The organism is Persicitalea sp., from assembly GCF_041751555.1.
In the GTDB taxonomy this organism is placed as follows: Bacteria; Bacteroidota; Bacteroidia; order Cytophagales; family Spirosomataceae; genus Persicitalea.
The window spans coordinates 1-15,321 of record NZ_JBGSXF010000256.1; the positions used below are offsets into that span (position 1 = coordinate 1).

At 45.3% G+C, this 15,321-nt stretch carries 14 protein-coding genes; 8 read left to right on the top strand and 6 right to left on the bottom strand.

Features of this window, described 5'->3' with window-relative positions:
* Nucleotides 1-153 precede the first annotated feature (153 nt).
* Entirely contained in the window at nucleotides 154-1,881 is a 1,728-nt protein-coding gene (locus ACEW8P_RS09065; RefSeq protein ID WP_373512764.1) for a hypothetical protein, read from the top strand.
* A gap of 67 nt (nucleotides 1,882-1,948) precedes the next feature.
* Here the strand turns inward: ACEW8P_RS09065 and ACEW8P_RS09070 are convergent, their stop codons facing one another.
* On the bottom strand, nucleotides 1,949-2,893 hold the full coding sequence (locus ACEW8P_RS09070) for an acyl-CoA reductase (RefSeq protein WP_373512765.1): 945 nt from the start codon (nucleotides 2,891-2,893) through the stop codon (nucleotides 1,949-1,951).
* Nucleotides 2,894-3,102: 209 nt separating this feature from the next.
* On the opposite strand from ACEW8P_RS09070, the gene ACEW8P_RS09075 reads away from it, so the two are divergent.
* The 3 genes from ACEW8P_RS09075 to ACEW8P_RS09085 all read left to right on the top strand — a co-directional run bounded on the left by ACEW8P_RS09075 (nucleotide 3,103) and on the right by ACEW8P_RS09085 (nucleotide 6,497).
* Nucleotides 3,103-3,450 carry a 4Fe-4S dicluster domain-containing protein gene (locus ACEW8P_RS09075; RefSeq protein WP_373512766.1) on the top strand — a complete coding sequence of 116 codons (348 nt, stop codon included), beginning with the start codon at nucleotides 3,103-3,105 and terminating at the stop codon, nucleotides 3,448-3,450.
* Nucleotides 3,451-3,799: 349 nt separating this feature from the next.
* A complete protein-coding gene (locus ACEW8P_RS09080; RefSeq protein ID WP_373512767.1) occupies nucleotides 3,800-5,038 on the top strand; it encodes a porin in 1,239 nt (412 codons plus the stop codon).
* A 130-nt stretch (nucleotides 5,039-5,168) separates the two neighbouring features.
* The gene (locus tag ACEW8P_RS09085) at nucleotides 5,169-6,497 is read left to right on the top strand and encodes an ammonium transporter (RefSeq protein ID WP_373512768.1); all 1,329 of its coding nucleotides are present in this window, start codon (nucleotides 5,169-5,171) and stop codon (nucleotides 6,495-6,497) included.
* A gap of 73 nt (nucleotides 6,498-6,570) precedes the next feature.
* On the opposite strand, the gene mtaB is transcribed toward ACEW8P_RS09085, so the two are convergent.
* Nucleotides 6,571-7,902, bottom strand: a complete 1,332-nt coding sequence (mtaB, locus tag ACEW8P_RS09090; RefSeq protein ID WP_373512769.1) for a tRNA (N(6)-L-threonylcarbamoyladenosine(37)-C(2))-methylthiotransferase MtaB — start codon at nucleotides 7,900-7,902, stop codon at nucleotides 6,571-6,573.
* 196 nt (nucleotides 7,903-8,098) lie between these two features.
* Between mtaB and ACEW8P_RS09095 the strand changes: the two genes are divergently transcribed.
* Nucleotides 8,099-8,659: a hypothetical protein gene (locus tag ACEW8P_RS09095; RefSeq protein WP_373512770.1), complete on the top strand. Its 561-nt coding sequence runs from the start codon at nucleotides 8,099-8,101 to the stop codon at nucleotides 8,657-8,659.
* Nucleotides 8,660-8,754: 95 nt separating this feature from the next.
* Here the strand turns inward: ACEW8P_RS09095 and ACEW8P_RS09100 are convergent, their stop codons facing one another.
* On the bottom strand, nucleotides 8,755-9,768 hold the full coding sequence (locus ACEW8P_RS09100) for a glutamine synthetase beta-grasp domain-containing protein (RefSeq protein ID WP_373512771.1): 1,014 nt from the start codon (nucleotides 9,766-9,768) through the stop codon (nucleotides 8,755-8,757).
* A 360-nt stretch (nucleotides 9,769-10,128) separates the two neighbouring features.
* Here ACEW8P_RS09100 and ACEW8P_RS09105 point away from each other — a divergent pair, with 360 nt between their 5' ends.
* The 3 genes from ACEW8P_RS09105 to ACEW8P_RS09115 all read left to right on the top strand — a co-directional run bounded on the left by ACEW8P_RS09105 (nucleotide 10,129) and on the right by ACEW8P_RS09115 (nucleotide 12,484).
* Nucleotides 10,129-10,863 (top strand): 16S rRNA (uracil(1498)-N(3))-methyltransferase, encoded by a 735-nt coding sequence (locus tag ACEW8P_RS09105; protein ID WP_373512772.1) that lies wholly within the window; start codon nucleotides 10,129-10,131, stop codon nucleotides 10,861-10,863.
* Nucleotides 10,864-10,986: 123 nt separating this feature from the next.
* The gene (locus ACEW8P_RS09110; RefSeq protein WP_373512777.1) at nucleotides 10,987-11,592 is read left to right on the top strand and encodes a DUF4159 domain-containing protein; all 606 of its coding nucleotides are present in this window, start codon (nucleotides 10,987-10,989) and stop codon (nucleotides 11,590-11,592) included.
* Nucleotides 11,593-11,737: 145 nt separating this feature from the next.
* Complete coding sequence (locus ACEW8P_RS09115) at nucleotides 11,738-12,484, top strand: acyl-CoA desaturase (protein ID WP_373512773.1); 747 nt, start codon at nucleotides 11,738-11,740, stop codon at nucleotides 12,482-12,484.
* Nucleotides 12,485-12,743: 259 nt separating this feature from the next.
* Here the strand turns inward: ACEW8P_RS09115 and ACEW8P_RS09120 are convergent, their stop codons facing one another.
* The 3 genes from ACEW8P_RS09120 to ACEW8P_RS09130 form a co-directional block, all read right to left on the bottom strand.
* Nucleotides 12,744-14,108 carry an ATP-binding protein gene (locus ACEW8P_RS09120; protein WP_373512774.1) on the bottom strand — a complete coding sequence of 455 codons (1,365 nt, stop codon included), beginning with the start codon at nucleotides 14,106-14,108 and terminating at the stop codon, nucleotides 12,744-12,746.
* A 3-nt stretch (nucleotides 14,109-14,111) separates the two neighbouring features.
* Nucleotides 14,112-14,789, bottom strand: coding sequence for a response regulator (locus ACEW8P_RS09125; protein ID WP_373512775.1), 678 nt, complete (start codon nucleotides 14,787-14,789; stop codon nucleotides 14,112-14,114).
* Nucleotides 14,786-15,321 (bottom strand): 5'(3')-deoxyribonucleotidase (locus ACEW8P_RS09130; RefSeq protein ID WP_373512776.1); only part of this gene is annotated, 536 nt, incomplete at its 5' end. The genes ACEW8P_RS09130 and ACEW8P_RS09125, both read right to left, overlap by 4 nt.

Here is a 15,321-nt window from a genome sequence, read left to right on the forward strand (position 1 = left end):
GAACGCAAAGGCTTTGCCTGGGGAAATGATATTCGGTACGAAGAAGTACAAGATGGGGAGCATCACCCAAGTACATGGGCAAAAGTTTTTCCAGATTTCCTACATTGGGTAATGAAGATGAAATCTTGAATTTACATCAAATTTATAAGCTTTATGAAACGAATACTTCTTGCGCTGTTCCTGTTTATTCTGACTCACTCAGCCTTTTCCCAAGGCGTCGGACGCATTGAGATTGCCCTACCGACATTTGCCAAAACCGCCACCCTCGATGGCCGATTGCTGGTTTTTCTTTCCACTAAAGAAGGAGCTGAGCCGCGTTTTCAAATCAGTGATGAGGTGGACTCTCAGCAGATGTTCGGTATGGACGTGGAGGGCGTTCGTCCTGGCCAAAGCGTAGTTTTCGATATGAAATCTGCTGGCTATCCCAAGGCCTCATTCGATGAAATCCCGGCGGGGGATTATTTCGTTCAGGTTTTGATGCACAAATACGAGACCTTCAAACGCAGTGACGGTAAAACGGTGAAGTTGCCTATGGATCGAGGCGAAGGGCAGAATTGGCGTTCCGCGCCGGGAAACCTCTATTCAAAGCCGATCAAAATTCGCTTTGATCCCAAATCTGGCAAGAGCGTAAGGCTCAAACTCGATCAGGTCAATCCTGAACTGGGTGATCCGGCCAAGAAGCAGACGAAGTACATCAAGTACATTAAGATTAAGTCCGAGAAGCTGAGTAAGTTCTGGGGGCGCGATATGCATTTGGCCGCTTGGGTACTTTTACCAGAGGGTTTCGACGAACATCCCGAAGCTAAATATCCTCTCTGCCTCTTTCATGGACACTTTCCCGCAGAATTTAGTGGATTCAGCGAAACCCCACCGCCCGCTGATATGGATACCTCCTCCTACTCGGCGCGATTCGGGATTTACGGCTATAACAAGATTGTAGCGCAAGAGGCCTACAATATGTATAAGAAGTGGGCAAGTCCGAATTTTCCTCGCTACCTGGTGGTCGAAATACAGCACGCTAATCCCTTTTATGACGATTCCTACGCAGTAAATTCAGCCAACATCGGTCCCTACGGCGACGCGATCATGTACGAATTGCTCCCCGAAATCGAACGCCAGTTCCGAGGAATTGGGCAAGGTTGGGCGAGATTCACCTACGGCGGTTCCACGGGCGGCTGGGAGGCGTTGGCCGCGCAGATATTTTATCCCGATGAGTTTAACGGTTGCTTCGCCGCCTGTCCCGACCCAATTACTTTTGAGGCGTACACAATGGTTAACCTATATAAGGATAAGAACGCCTATTACTGGGACGGGCCGTTCAAGAAAACGCCTCGCCCCGGCAAGCGAAACTATCTGGGTGAAATGCTTTGTACTTTGGAAGACATGAATAGGAGGGAGGCCGTACTTGGAAGCAAGGGGCGCTCAGGTGATCAATGGGATATTTGGCAGGCAGTATATTCGCCCGTTGAGAATGACGGTTATCCTAAACCCATTTGGAACAAGAAAACGGGCATCATCGACCCGGCTGTGGCTCAATACTGGAAGGAGAACTATGACCTGATGCACATCCTCAAGCGCGACTGGAAAACTCTTGGCCCCAAGCTGACGGGGAAAATTCACATCTACTGCGGCGACATGGACAACTACTACCTCAACAACGCGGTCTATCTAATGGAAGACTATCTAAAAACTACCCGCTCACCCAACTACTACGGTGAAGTGGACTATGGCGACCGCGCCGAACACTGCTGGAACGGAGACCACACCCAACCTAACTATATCTCTCGTCTTCGCTACAATACTATGTACCTACCTAAAATATTGAAACGTATCGAGACTTCTGCGCCGAAAGGGGCGGATTTGACGAGCTGGCGATATTGATTTGGAGTCAGTGATTGTCAGATGGGTCGCCCGGCGATTGGTAAATATTTTTTACTTGGACATTCCCTTATTCCAAATTGGTCAGAAAGGCCATAGTATCTACCCCATCCGCAAAATCGTCCAGCCCCGGTGATTGGGCCTGACCGAAGGGGACAGCGCCGGGAATTTTTTCAGGATCGGCAACGATGCATTGGATCTTTTCATTCTGGGTGTCGAGTTCGGCTATTAGCTGCGGCAGAGAATCGTAGCTTTCGTAGTACACCACGCTGAGTGGAGATATAATTGCCTCACTTTCGGTGAACATCAAAAAGCCATTGTCGTAGTGCGGCGTTCCGTTGACTAGGAGGATAGAGCGATTGTATTCGTAGTTGTTGAAGTACTTGTGGTGGTTGGCGTAAAATGAGCGCTTGCTTTCCAGCGCTTCGTATAACTTGGAAAAATCGTATCCCGCTGGGACGTATAATTTTGAAACGTTTCGGCACCCCAAGCCGAAATAGGTGAGAATGTCGCCACCGAGCGCTGTTAGTACTTCCGATGATTCATCGCCTTCAATGATGGATACGGCGTTGCGGTTCTTACGAATTATGTGAGGTTTTTTCGCAAAGTAATACTCAAAGTAGCGCGCGGTGTTATCGCTTCCCGTGGCAATGTAGGCATCGGCCTCGTTGATTCGTTCTACGAACTGAATCTCTTCTTTGAAGTTCGGTTCCACCTTCTTTAATGTCTCCAGCATGAAAAGAATGAGTGGTGTGTCATCTTTACTGACCTTGGCCATAAGCTTATGTCCGCTCAATAAGACGCACAAAGCGTCGTGAAAACCTACTGCCGGTACGTTTCCTGCCATTACCACGCCTACTTTTCTGGGAGCGTCCACCTCAGGGTATTTATTTAGGAACTGCGTGAGCTTGTCAAAATTCAGATAGTTTTCAGCAATTTTTTGGAGAGAAAGCAGGGTATTTTCAGGGATAAACCACCCATTTCTGCCCCTGGCCATCTTCGCTACTTCCTGCAACTCTATCGAATTTATAGGGTTTATTAGATATTCACCTAATTGTGCAAACGCTTTTATCCTCTTGTTTCTATCAATCATTCTAAATATTATCTGTATAGTTCAAAGGGCATAGAATTTTAACCACAATCTAATTGGTGAGAAACTAAAAATAATTATATTTGTTGGTTCCAATAAGTGAAGGTCGAACAAATATAAACAATCCGACGAGCATGGCTATAATGATCACCGACGAATGCATCAACTGTGGTGCCTGCGAACCCGAGTGCCCCAACACCGCTATCTACGAAGGTGGCGTAGAGTGGGCTTGGGGCGATGGCACTAGTCTCGACGAAGTCGATTTTGGCGATGGCACCGTGGTAAGCGGCAAAGAAAAACAGGTTCCTGTATCAGATGAATTTTATTATATAGTTTCAGACAAGTGTACTGAGTGCATGGGTTTTCACGAAGAGCCGCAGTGCGCGGCAGTCTGCCCTGTAGATTGCTGTATCCCCGATCCTGAACATGAGGAAGAGGAAGATACCTTGTTGGCAAAGAAAGCTTGGATGCACGACGAATAGAATTATCTACCACTTACAGTGTGAAAGGCCCGCGATTGCGGGCCTTTTTTTTGGTCATATCTTTAAGTACTACTAAATAACAACTATGAAATTTTTCAGAATATAACTACGAAAATAATATTTTGTACTATTTCATACAATTTTGTGTTAGTCAAGATTTGCCAAATTTTCTAGTGACTACATATAGTACTCCCGAATATTGAAATAGTAGCGAAATGTTATATTTTTTGATGATTCTTGAAATTTTATCTCAATTTAAATAAGAATTTATTTGATCTTATTCTTTAATAGCCAATATTTGCCATATGAACGAGTAGTAATCCTCTTAATAACCAAACAAAATAAAATTATGAAGAAAGTATATTTCACAGTATTATCTGCCATGATTCCATTTTTGGGTTTTGCCAAGAATGATGGTCCAGGGGACGACGAGAAAAAGAAGCCTGTTACGGTAGATGTGAAGATGACTATGGAGGCCAAAGCCGACGAGGATACGAAGAGTCCCTTTACGTTTTCCGGCTACCTGGATTCCTATTACATTGGGAATTTTAACCGGCCGTCTGACCGCTCTAATTCGGGGGTAGCCAATGCACGTGCTTTCGACATCACTTCCGGCCAGTTCCAAATTGGCCTCGTGCAAACCAAGATGGTCTATGCCAACGACAAGTCGGAGGCAGTGGTAGACCTAACCTTCGGTCCCAACGCCGACTTGGGAAACTACGGCAATTTGGTGAGTGTGCTTGATCCTAGCTACACGGGTATGGCGCTGGCAATCAAACAAGCCTACTTTACCTACAATTTTACCGACAAATTCTCGATGACCGCCGGGCAATTCGGTACACACATCGGCTACGAGGTGATCGACGCGCCCGTGAATTTTAACTACTCACTTTCCAACCTTTTTAATAACGGCCCTTTCTACCACACGGGAATTAAAGGTACCTATGCTTTCTCCGACCGCGCGTCGCTGATGATGGGACTGGTCAATAACGTAGATGGACTGGGCGACAACAACCGTCAAAAAGGCTTTATTAGCCAGCTCTACTTTGCGCCTGTTGCCAACTGGGGCGTGTACCTGAACTACATGGGTAGTAACGAAGCCAGCGTTGACGTACCTGGCGTTCCTCAGGACAAAGCATTTTACAGTATCTTCGACCTAACGACCAGCTACCAGATCACCGAGAAATTTCTACTGGGCCTCAATGCAGCCTACGGTTCCCAGAAGGGCGACTTCCAGGGAGGTGGTGGTCCATCAAGTGCTCAGACATGGGGTGGTGCGGCCGTTTATGCCAACGTAGCCTTGACAGATGCTTTTGGAATAGGTGCTCGATACGAAAACTTTAATAACACCGACGGCCCACGCGGTTTGGTAAATAGCAACGGGGTAGGTACTAAGGTGAACTCCTTCACGCTCACAGGTAATTTTACCCTAGCCGACGGTCACGTATTATTGAAGCCTGAACTTCGAATAGACAGCTATCCTAAATTGGGCGGTTCGGGAGAAACGCAGCAGTTCATGGACGACAATGGCAACTTTACAAATAACAGCCAAACTACATTGGGCATGGCGTTCATCTACGCTTTCTGATTTCACAATAAAAAGTACTCCGACTATTTTGCCAAAGCCAACCCCAAATTTCAGGGATTGGTTTTGGCAAACACCATATACAGCAAAACCTTTTTCTAATATAATCTCTAACTAAAATCAATTGCGCCGTATGCAAAAACCTAACTACGTTCCACTGCTGATTCTTCTTGCAATCAGTTTTCTGGCGGTATTTATGCCCGCCGTACCCGCCAGCATCATTACCGAAGGACTCGATTCAGGCGACATTGCCTGGATGCTCGTCGCTTCCGCGATGGTTCTGCTCATGACGCCCGGACTGGCTTATTTCTACGGAGGAATGGTCAATAACAAAAACGTGATATCCACCATGCTGCAAAGCTTTATCGCCATGGGAGTTATTAGCATTCTCTGGGTGGTGGTAGGTTTTAGCCTGGCTTTCGGTGAGTCGATTGGTGGATTTATTGGTAATCCAATGACCTACTTTATGTTCAGCGGCGTTCTTGAAAGCGCCCCATGGGCATTGGCACCCACCATTCCGCTGGCCTTATTTGCTTTTTTTCAGTTGAAGTTTGCGGTGATCACGCCCGCTTTGGTAACTGGTTCAATGGCCGAGCGCGTCAATTTTCGCTCCTATGTATTGTTCATTGTCCTATTCAGCATGTTCGTCTATGCCCCGCTGGCTCACTGGACCTGGCACCCCGACGGACTACTCTTTAACATGGGCGTCCTTGATTTCGCGGGTGGCACGGTAGTTCATATGTCAGCAGGATGGGCGGCCCTGGCGGGAGCTTTGTATCTCAAGCGTCGGAAGTCGCACGTGGAAGCTAGTGTTTTGCCACCGGCCAACATTCCTTTTGTGCTTTTGGGAACGGGATTGTTATGGTTCGGTTGGTTTGGCTTTAATGCTGGTTCGGCGGTAAGTGCTTCGGCTTTGGCGGTATCGGCTTTTGCGACTACCAACACTGCGGCGGGAGCAGCGGGTATTGCCTGGATTCTGTTCGACGTGGCGCGGGGCAAGAAGGTTTCGGCGCTCGGATTCTGCATCGGAGCCGTAGTCGGTTTGGTGGCTATCACCCCAGCGGCGGGCTTTGTGACCATTCCGGTTTCGATCTTCGTTGGCGTCGTGGCGGCAATGACTAGCAACTACATTGCGCACCTGCGTACTAAATCTACTCTTGACGATACTTTGGATGTATTCCCTTGCCACGGAGTTGGCGGGATGGTCGGCATGATTATGACCGGCATCTTTGCCAACAGCGGTGTGAATAGTGGCGTCGTTGACCAGGGGCTTGCCTATGGAGAAACTACACTATTTTTCAATCATATGATTGCTTTGGTAATGGTCTCAGCATTTGCTTTTGGTATGTCTTTCGCCTTGATGAAGGTGACTGATCTCATTTTGCCACTCCGCGTGTCGGAGGAGGACGAGCGCGTCGGCCTGGACATCAGTCAGCACGACGAATATTTGGTAGAAGCTTAAATATGAGTTATATACCCAACAAAAAAGCCACAGTCTCCTGTGGCTTTTTTGTTGGCTTCCTTCTCAACATTTCTCAATGTATCAATTCAAGAGTTTCATCCACTTCGTAAACCTCAACATAGCCGCTTTCATTAATCCCCATTAAAAATACTTCCTTCATCTCATTAATGAGCAAAGGGTCGTATTGAGCCGAGATTCGCACGTAGTTTTCGGTGAACCCCTGCATCATGCCTCCTTGCACGTCTTCCTCGAACAAAACGGTGCGCGTCGTATCTAACTGTGATTCATAAAATGCCCGTTTTTTCTTTTCAGAGAGTATGTGCAGCATTCGAGATCGTTCAGCCCGTTCCTTTTTTGGGACTGTTGGCCGGATATTCAGTGCCTCGGTATTGGGTCTCTCCGAGTAGGTGAACACATGCAGGTAAGAAATATCGAGTGAATTTAAGAAATCGTAACTTTTCAAAAACTCCTCTTGCGTTTCGCCTGGATGCCCTACGATTACGTCGACGCCGATGCAGCAGTCAGGCATCAGGGATTTTATTTTCTCGACGCGTTCTTGGTACAACTCCCGGCGGTAACGGCGACGCATGAGGCCCAGAATTTCGTTGGAGCCAGATTGCAGAGGAATATGGAAATGTGGTACGAAACGCTGAGAGCCGGCTACGAACTTTATGATTTCGTCGGTGAGTAAATTAGGTTCGATAGAAGAGATGCGGAAGCGTTCAATTCCCTCTACTTTGTCCAGCGACTTGATCAATTCCAGGAAATTCGATTGGCGAACCCCGTTTTGAATCCCGAAATCGCCGATATTCACGCCGGTGAGTACAATTTCTTTCACTCCCCGCTCAGCGATTTGCCGTGCAGCCGTGACCACATTAAAAACACTGTCGGAGCGACTTTTCCCCCGCGCCAAAGGAATCGTGCAGTAGGTACAGGGGTAGTCACACCCATCTTGCACTTTCAAAAATGTACGAGTACGGTCATTAAGCGAATAGGAAATATGGTAGTCTATCGCTTCTTCGATAGGCGAGGCTAGTACTTTTGCCGTAGGCGCAGTCAAATCTTTCTGGAAAGTACCCAATAATTCTACTAACCTGAATTTTTCGGCAGCCCCCAAGACGGCGTCTACGCCGGGAATTTCTGAAATCTCCTTTGGTTTTAGTTGTGCGTAACACCCGATGATGGCCACGTAGCCGTCGGGATTAATTTTCTGTGCCTCCCGAACAACTTTCCGGCATTTCTTGTCAGCATTTTCGGTGACGGAACAGGTATTGATGATGAAAATATCAGGTGTTTGATTGAACTCGACCTTTTCATAACCCTTTTGCTCAAACATGCGTGAAATGGATGAGGTTTCCGAATAATTTAATTTACACCCCAGCGTATAGAAAGCTACTCGCTTCATTTTCAATAGTTTTTCATTAATTTTGTTTGGCAAAGGTACGTTTTAACAGGCAAATTTTGAAGCATTTCACGCCCCAACTACCCACTAGACTACTAGGCTTTTTCATTTTGGTGAAAATCTTATTTATTTAATCAAATGCCTCGTAAATTTGGCCCATAATTTTTATCAAAAATCTGGTAAACAACTAAATATCCCTATGAATCCCGGTTTCGATCCTGAAGAAATTGCCCAATTAAAAAAAGAATGCAAGGCCGAAGGCACAAATTTCATCTATGTTGAAGATGGGTTTGAAGAAGACGAAGAGGAGAACAATGAACATGCCCACGTCCAGTTCATTGGTTTCAAAAATGACCGGGAGGTCATTTACGATGCCCTGATTTACACGCTACGCTTGCACCACGCTACCAAAGTTTATGATCTGGCTTTGGAGCGGGTTCAAAAGCAAATGCCCGGTTACGTGTCGCCTGACGAACGCAGCATCGACGCCCCCGAAGACTCCGAAAAAGACGAGGAGGCCGAACTACTCTTGACCGAATTCATCGAAGAAATTGAGGAAGATGAAGAAATGAAAGTTTCTGAACACGTAGAAGTCGACACAGACTTCGAGTATGGTATTGGGTTGGAAGTAGGGCTTAATCGAGATGAAATCACGGTTAAAACAATCGATGATTTCATAGCGCATTTCAACGCTGACCGATTGAAACTTGATAAAGACGTTTACTCCTTTCGGAGTAGTGAAGAAGAAGATGGGTACTAAGAACCCTTGATCTATAAGGCAAAAAGCCATCGGAATGTCCCGATGGCTTTTTGATTTACCTTAGTGGTATCGACTTTGATTATGTTCGGAAAGAACTATACCTCAGCCGTTTTTACCGTCTTGATGATCCGAGCTGCGACCTTGTAAGGATCGGCTGCGGAATTTGGACGACGATCTTCAAGCCAGCCTTTCCAACCACGCTCAACAGTAGCGATAGGAATACGAATGGATGCCCCGCGGTCAGAGATACCGTAGCTAAACTGATCGATAGACTGCGTTTCGTGTAAGCCAGTAAGGCGCTTGTCATTGTCGGCACCATACACTTCGATGTGTTCTTTAATGTAAGGTTCGAAAGATTGACAAATTTTATCATACGTCTCTTTATTGCCAGCCGTGCGAAGTATGGAATTGGAAAAGTTGGCGTGCATACCCGAACCGTTCCAGTCGGTAGCACCCAGAGGTTTGCAATGCCAGTTGATGGCAACATCGTAGGTTTCACCAATTCTTTCCAGCAGATAGCGGGCTACCCAAATCTGATCGCCAGCGTCTTTTCCGCTTTTTGAGAAAATCTGGAACTCCCACTGTCCGGCTGCCACCTCAGCGTTTATTCCCTCGACATTTAGGCCAGCTTCCAGACAAACATCCAAATGCTCTTCTACGAGATCACGACCGAAGGCATTTTTAGCACCTACTCCACAATAATATGGTCCTTGGGGGGCGGGGTAACCATTTGATGGAAAGCCCAGCGGTAAATTAGTTTCGGGATCCCACAGAAAGTACTCCTGTTCAAATCCAAACCAAAAGTCGTTGTCATTATCTGAAATTGTGGCTCGGGCATTTGATTCGTGCGCGGTGCCATCGGCGTTCATTACCTCACACATAACAAGGTAAGCTTCTTTCCGCTGTGGATCGTTGCAGATAAAAACGGGTTTCAGAAGGCAATCCGATGACCGTCCCACAGCTTGCTGAGTAGAAGAACCATCGAACGACCAGATGGGACAATCTTCGAGTTTGCCGCTAAAATCTGGCTCAATTTTTGTTTTGCTGCGTAAGCCCTGTGTTGGTTTAGAACCATCCAACCAAATGTACTCGAGTTTCGCTTTAGACATAATTCTGATAAAAAAGGGATTATTGATTTGATTAATGACTACGCTACAATAATACGGGATATAGTTAATTTTATAAAATATAGTTTAACAAAAAATCAATATTACCAATACAAAATTGGGCTTATTGTAATATTTGTAGTTTTCTTTATGATATTTTACTACTTCCTGAGATTAACTGTGTATTACAAAAGAGCCTTATCTTGACGCAACGATAGATTATTACATCTATTCCCCGGCTACCAGTAGTTGAAATTCTATTAAATTATTTTTGATTTTCTAATTTTGATCAGGTCAAATCCACTGATTTGTGATAGTTTAGAAAGTCACGATTATTAGTAATGTTCAATTTCTATATACATCATGAATATATTTTACCAGCCAGATAACACTAAAAATTTTCTGGAAGGTGAAGAGGCGCAGCACTGTACGAAGGTGCTACGGATGCGCGTCGGAGACGAGCTAACGATTACGGATGGCAGGGGAAAGAAGAGCATTGGAACACTTTCCGAAATCTTACGGAATCGCTGCACTTTTGAAGTACATAGTTTAGAACAACTACCCCCTCTGCCATACGAAATTGAAATGGCGATATGCCCCACGCGGAAAGCGGAACGTAACGAGTGGATGGTAGAAAAAATGACCGAAATGGGCGTACAGAGGATAAATTTCATGATGTCGGAGCACACGCATCGTCCGACGACAATGCGCGTGGTTAACATGGAGCGACTCAACAGAATCGCGCTATCGGCAATGAAGCAATCACAACAGTACTATTTGCCTGAGATAAATTTTTTCTCGTCGATTGAAAAGTTTTTTGAGCAAAATGCAGCGGAAGTACGTTGTATAGCCTACGTGGAAGAAAGCGTTAGCAATCGCCACCTATTTCAAGAAATAGGAAATCAGGATTCTGTGTCAATTATGATAGGGCCGGAAGGCGATTTTAGTACTTCTGAGATACAGTTAGCGCTTGACCAACATTACGTTCCAGTATCACTAGGTGCTACCAGATTGCGAACCGAAACAGCAGCGGTTCTCGCCTGCCATAGTGTACATTTGGCTAAGTCGCGGTACGATGTCGCTTTTCAAGCAAACTGAAAAAGGAGAATACTGGCAGCGTATTTGAACAACATCCCTCAACCGATTGTACTTTACATCTATATGAAGCATAAATTAACCCATCTCATCTTTTTCTCCTTACTGCTGGGCATTGGGCCTTTGATGGCCCAGTCTTCTTTCAAAATAGCAAAACTCAAATACGGCGGTGGCGGCGACTGGTACGCCAACAAAACGGCGTTGCCCAATCTGATTAAGTTCTGTAATGCCCAAATGAAGATGAACATTTACTCCGAAGAAGACGTGGTGGAAGTAGGTAGTTCGGATATTTTTCAGTACCCCTTTGTACACATGACGGGTCATGGCAATGTAGTTTTTACTGATTCTGAGGCTAAGAATCTAAGAAACTATCTGATTTCGGGTGGATTCTTACACATTGACGACAACTACGGACTCGATAAGTTCATCAGGCGTGAAATGAAGAAAGCCTTTCCCGAGCTGAGCTTTATCGAGCTTCCCTACAACCATCCCGTTTACCATCAGAAATATAATTTTCCAGATGGCTTACCTAAAGTACACCTGCACGACGAGAAGCCACCGCAAGGGTTCGGATTGATATATCAAGGCCGGTTGGTATGCTTCTACTCATATGAAAGTGACCTGGGTAATGGCTGGGAGGATCAAAGCGTTTACAATGACCCCGAGGAAAAACGACAGCAAGCCTTACGGATGGGTGCCAATCTACTAGATTACGCCCTCACGGTTTTTTAGGGAATTTCCGGAAAATTTGTCTTATGAGAAAAATCATAAAATTTTTCGCCGTTTTACCTCTATTTTTGCCTCGGTAAATATCATTATTCGATCAATCATTTTATTTTCATCTATATCTCATCTTTCACAACTCATAATTAATTTCATGTACGCAGTTATTGCCGCTTTCGTTGGCCATTGGTACCTTTCACTATTTTGCCAAACTTTCTTCTTGCATCGTTATTCCGCCCACAAAATGTTCAAAATGAACAAATTTTGGGAAAGATTCTTCTATCTGCTTACCTATTTGTCACAAGGGTCATCGTATCTTAGTCCGAGAGCCTACGCCATTCTGCATCGAATGCACCACGCTTTTAGTGATACCGAAAAAGATCCTCACTCGCCCCATCATACCAAGAACATTTTCTCGATGATGTGGGAAACAAAAGACATCTACAATGCGGTTTTGAATCGTAAGCGCGCTATCGAAACCCGTTTCGAGCGTAACTACCCCGAGTGGAATTTCATTGAGAACCTGGGTGATTCCTGGGCCTCACGATTGGGTTGGATTGTCCTCTACACAGTTTTTTATGTGTTGGCTTACGTTTACCTGGATATGCATTGGGTTTTCTTTTTCCTCTTGCCCATCCATTTTTTGATGGGACCTATTCATGGGGCAATCGTCAATTGGAGTGGTCACAAGTATGGGTATCAGAACTTCGACAACCAGGATAAGTCTAAAAACTCATTGATTTTCGACGTGTTGATGATGGGTGAGTTATTTCAGAATAATCACCACAAGCGCCCCAACTCCATCAACTTCGGCTCTAAATGGTTTGAGTTCGACCCGACTTATCCAGTGATCAAAATGCTGGACAAGGCAAAGATTATTCAGATTAGAAAGCACGATTAGTTTTTAAGTGTTGAAAAACTACCACGAAAAAGGGGCCGCTCGATCGAGCGGCCCCTTTTTCGTGTAAAAAAAACTTTGGCAGATGTTGCTTACACCTGCCAAGTTTGGTTATTAACACCACAAAAAATATAGAATCTATTTTCCCGGAGGAAACCGAATGGGTCGGTTGTATATCTGTCCAGGGTTCAGGCTATCAGCCTTGCAATACAAAATAACATTGCAATACTTAGAATGGCGTTAATATAAAATTAGAATATGCTTAGAAATGGATGAAATCTAACACGAAGCGTGTGCCCGTAGGTAGATTGGGGTGAATTGTGATGGTGCCGTTATGAAGTTTGATGATTCGCTCTACCAAAGAAAGTCCTATACCCGACCCTTTTACGTTGGCGGTATTCATGCCCCGGTAGAAGGGCTGGAATATAAGGCTTTGGTCTTCGGCAACGATACCCTTACCCGAATCCGAAAAATCAATTCTGATACTTTTTTCTGTGGCTACCAACTGCACCAATACGGAATGATCGTCCGAGAACTTGCAGGCATTTTCCATTAGATTGATAAAAGCCGTCCGTAGCAGCGTAGCATTGCCGATGATCTCCAACCAGGCATCATCCTCTGGTAGTTCCTCTATTGAATAGAGAATTTTATAGGACTTGTTTGCTTGCGATAGATTCGTTCGAGTATCCCATAGAATTTCGTCAAGGCGTACTCGGTCGGTAAGCATCTCGCGCTGATTCTCGCTCACCTGAGCAAGTTCCATCAACGAGTTCGACAACTGGGATAACTCCTGAATGTCTTCCAGGACGGAACTGATTGTGGATTGATATTCTTCCTTGCTTCGTTCCTTTAGTAAACTGACCTCCAGCTGAGAACTTATTTTTGTCAAAGGGTTCTTTAATTCATGGGATACATTGGCAATGAACGTCTTTTGTATTCTGAAAGCGTACTCAATGCGATCCAGAAGTTTGTTGAAGGTGGTAGTCAGGCGGCCGATTTCATCTTGCTGGTTGGGAACATCAAGCCGGGTGCTGAGATTTTGGGGCAAAATACCTTCAACCTCGTTCATCACCCGTGAAATAGGAAGGAGCGCTCGCTGCGAAAAAACTAGTCCCGCGAAGGCGACGATCGCCGTTACGGAAAGAAAAATCACCGCCAGCATCGTCCTAAGGTTGTCGAGGTTGGCTTGCCCGTATAAATCCTGAGCTCCTAACACAACTACCGTATTGCCGAAGGCATATTTGTTGTAAATGCCGACAACATAGTACTCACCGTCCTTGTAACGTATTTGAGCGGAGCGACGGATTTCGTTCAGCCAGTAGTTGGAAACGTGGATTGAAAGCGAATCGGTGTTGGTGTAAATGAGCCGATTGCGTTCGTCAAAGATTAAGATGCTCTCGTTGTAGATCAGATTACGATTCGAGCGGTCGAACACTTTTAACAACTGAGGGTCGATCTGCGGTTGATTGAGAAGTTCAGCAGAAGAAACCGCCTTAGAACGTAGACGGTCGTAAAAGTCCTCGACAGTATTTAGGTAGGTGAAGTAAAATATTGCCAGGAATGATACCACCAAAATACCGCTTACGAGCAGACCGAATTGAATCGTAAGGCGAGTACGGATTTGCATAGTTCATTCAGTCCTTAATACATATCCCATACCAAACTGGGTATGGATGAGTTTCTCTGGAAAATCCCGGTCAATTTTTTTTCGCAAATAATTCACATAAACTTCGATGACATTTGTTCCCGAATCAAAGTCGATTTCCCAAACCTGCTCGGCGATTTCAGCTTTGGAAATTACGCGCCCCTGATTGCGAATCAGGTACACCAGCAAGTTAAACTCACGGGCTGTCAAATCAATTTTCTGTTCAGCACGGTGAACAGTCTTAGCATCCATATTTACCTCTAAGTCGGCAAATCTCATTATTTGTGCCGTTTGGTTCACCGAACTACCTCGCTTTGTAAGAGCTCGTACTCTCGCCAATAATTCTTTAAATTCAAAGGGCTTTACTAGATAATCGTCGGCACCAGCGTCAAATCCTACAACTTTATCGTCGGTAGTACCGAGTGCTGTTAGCATCAGAATCGGGGTTTGGTTACCGCTTTTTCTCAGCTCTTTGCACAACTCGACGCCGTTAAGTCCTGGCATGATGATGTCGCTTACAATTAGATGATAGCTGTTTCGCATGGCCAACTGCCTTCCTATCAGTCCATCATAGGCCACATCCACCGCGTAGCCATTCTCCTCAAGTCCTTGTTTGAGGGACTGGACGGTCTTCGGCTCGTCTTCGATCAGGAGAAGATTCATATTTTGGGGAGAAACATCTCACGAATCTCACGCCAGTTGGCTACGCGCGGGTAGGCGGTTTCGTGACGATTGTGCGGGGCTGAATACAAAATGCCTTTTCCGGTAAAGGAAAGCATGTTTTTGATGTGATCGTCGATAAGGTAATCAGAGGCTATGACACTTTTGTCGCCACAGAAAACGATATTTGACCAGGGAATAAACGGGAAGTGCGTTTGCAGCCAGTCGTACTTCTCCCGAAATGAATTGGGGAATTCGAGTGCTGCGGTAGCAACATAAATCTCATAATACTGAGAGAGCTCCTTTACAGTCTCTACTGCGCCCTCCATCACCGGGATATCCTTGAAAAAACCCGTCTGATGAATGTAGGAAAACATTTTCTTCATTTGCTTGGGGTGCAGTAAATCTTTAAAAGACTCTCGGCGGTAGTCTTCGTAAAGGTGGTTCGGGCCAAATTCTTTTAGAGCATAGTCGATCAGCTTGCCATTTGTGTCGGCCAGCACGTCGTCCATATCGAGAGTTATTCTTAGCATTA

Coding starts and splice junctions, on each gene's coding strand:
- ACEW8P_RS09065 (WP_373512764.1), top strand. CDS start 154: ATGAAACGAATACTTCTTGCGCTGTTCCTGTTTATTCTGACTCACTCA.
- ACEW8P_RS09075 (WP_373512766.1), top strand. CDS start 3,103: ATGGCTATAATGATCACCGACGAATGCATCAACTGTGGTGCCTGCGAA.
- ACEW8P_RS09080 (WP_373512767.1), top strand. CDS start 3,800: ATGAAGAAAGTATATTTCACAGTATTATCTGCCATGATTCCATTTTTG.
- ACEW8P_RS09085 (WP_373512768.1), top strand. CDS start 5,169: ATGCAAAAACCTAACTACGTTCCACTGCTGATTCTTCTTGCAATCAGT.
- mtaB (WP_373512769.1), bottom strand. CDS start 7,902: ATGAAGCGAGTAGCTTTCTATACGCTGGGGTGTAAATTAAATTATTCG.
- ACEW8P_RS09095 (WP_373512770.1), top strand. CDS start 8,099: ATGAATCCCGGTTTCGATCCTGAAGAAATTGCCCAATTAAAAAAAGAA.
- ACEW8P_RS09100 (WP_373512771.1), bottom strand. CDS start 9,768: ATGTCTAAAGCGAAACTCGAGTACATTTGGTTGGATGGTTCTAAACCA.
- ACEW8P_RS09105 (WP_373512772.1), top strand. CDS start 10,129: ATGAATATATTTTACCAGCCAGATAACACTAAAAATTTTCTGGAAGGT.
- ACEW8P_RS09110 (WP_373512777.1), top strand. CDS start 10,987: ATGGCCCAGTCTTCTTTCAAAATAGCAAAACTCAAATACGGCGGTGGC.
- ACEW8P_RS09115 (WP_373512773.1), top strand. CDS start 11,738: ATGTACGCAGTTATTGCCGCTTTCGTTGGCCATTGGTACCTTTCACTA.
- ACEW8P_RS09120 (WP_373512774.1), bottom strand. CDS start 14,108: ATGCAAATCCGTACTCGCCTTACGATTCAATTCGGTCTGCTCGTAAGC.
- ACEW8P_RS09125 (WP_373512775.1), bottom strand. CDS start 14,789: ATGAATCTTCTCCTGATCGAAGACGAGCCGAAGACCGTCCAGTCCCTC.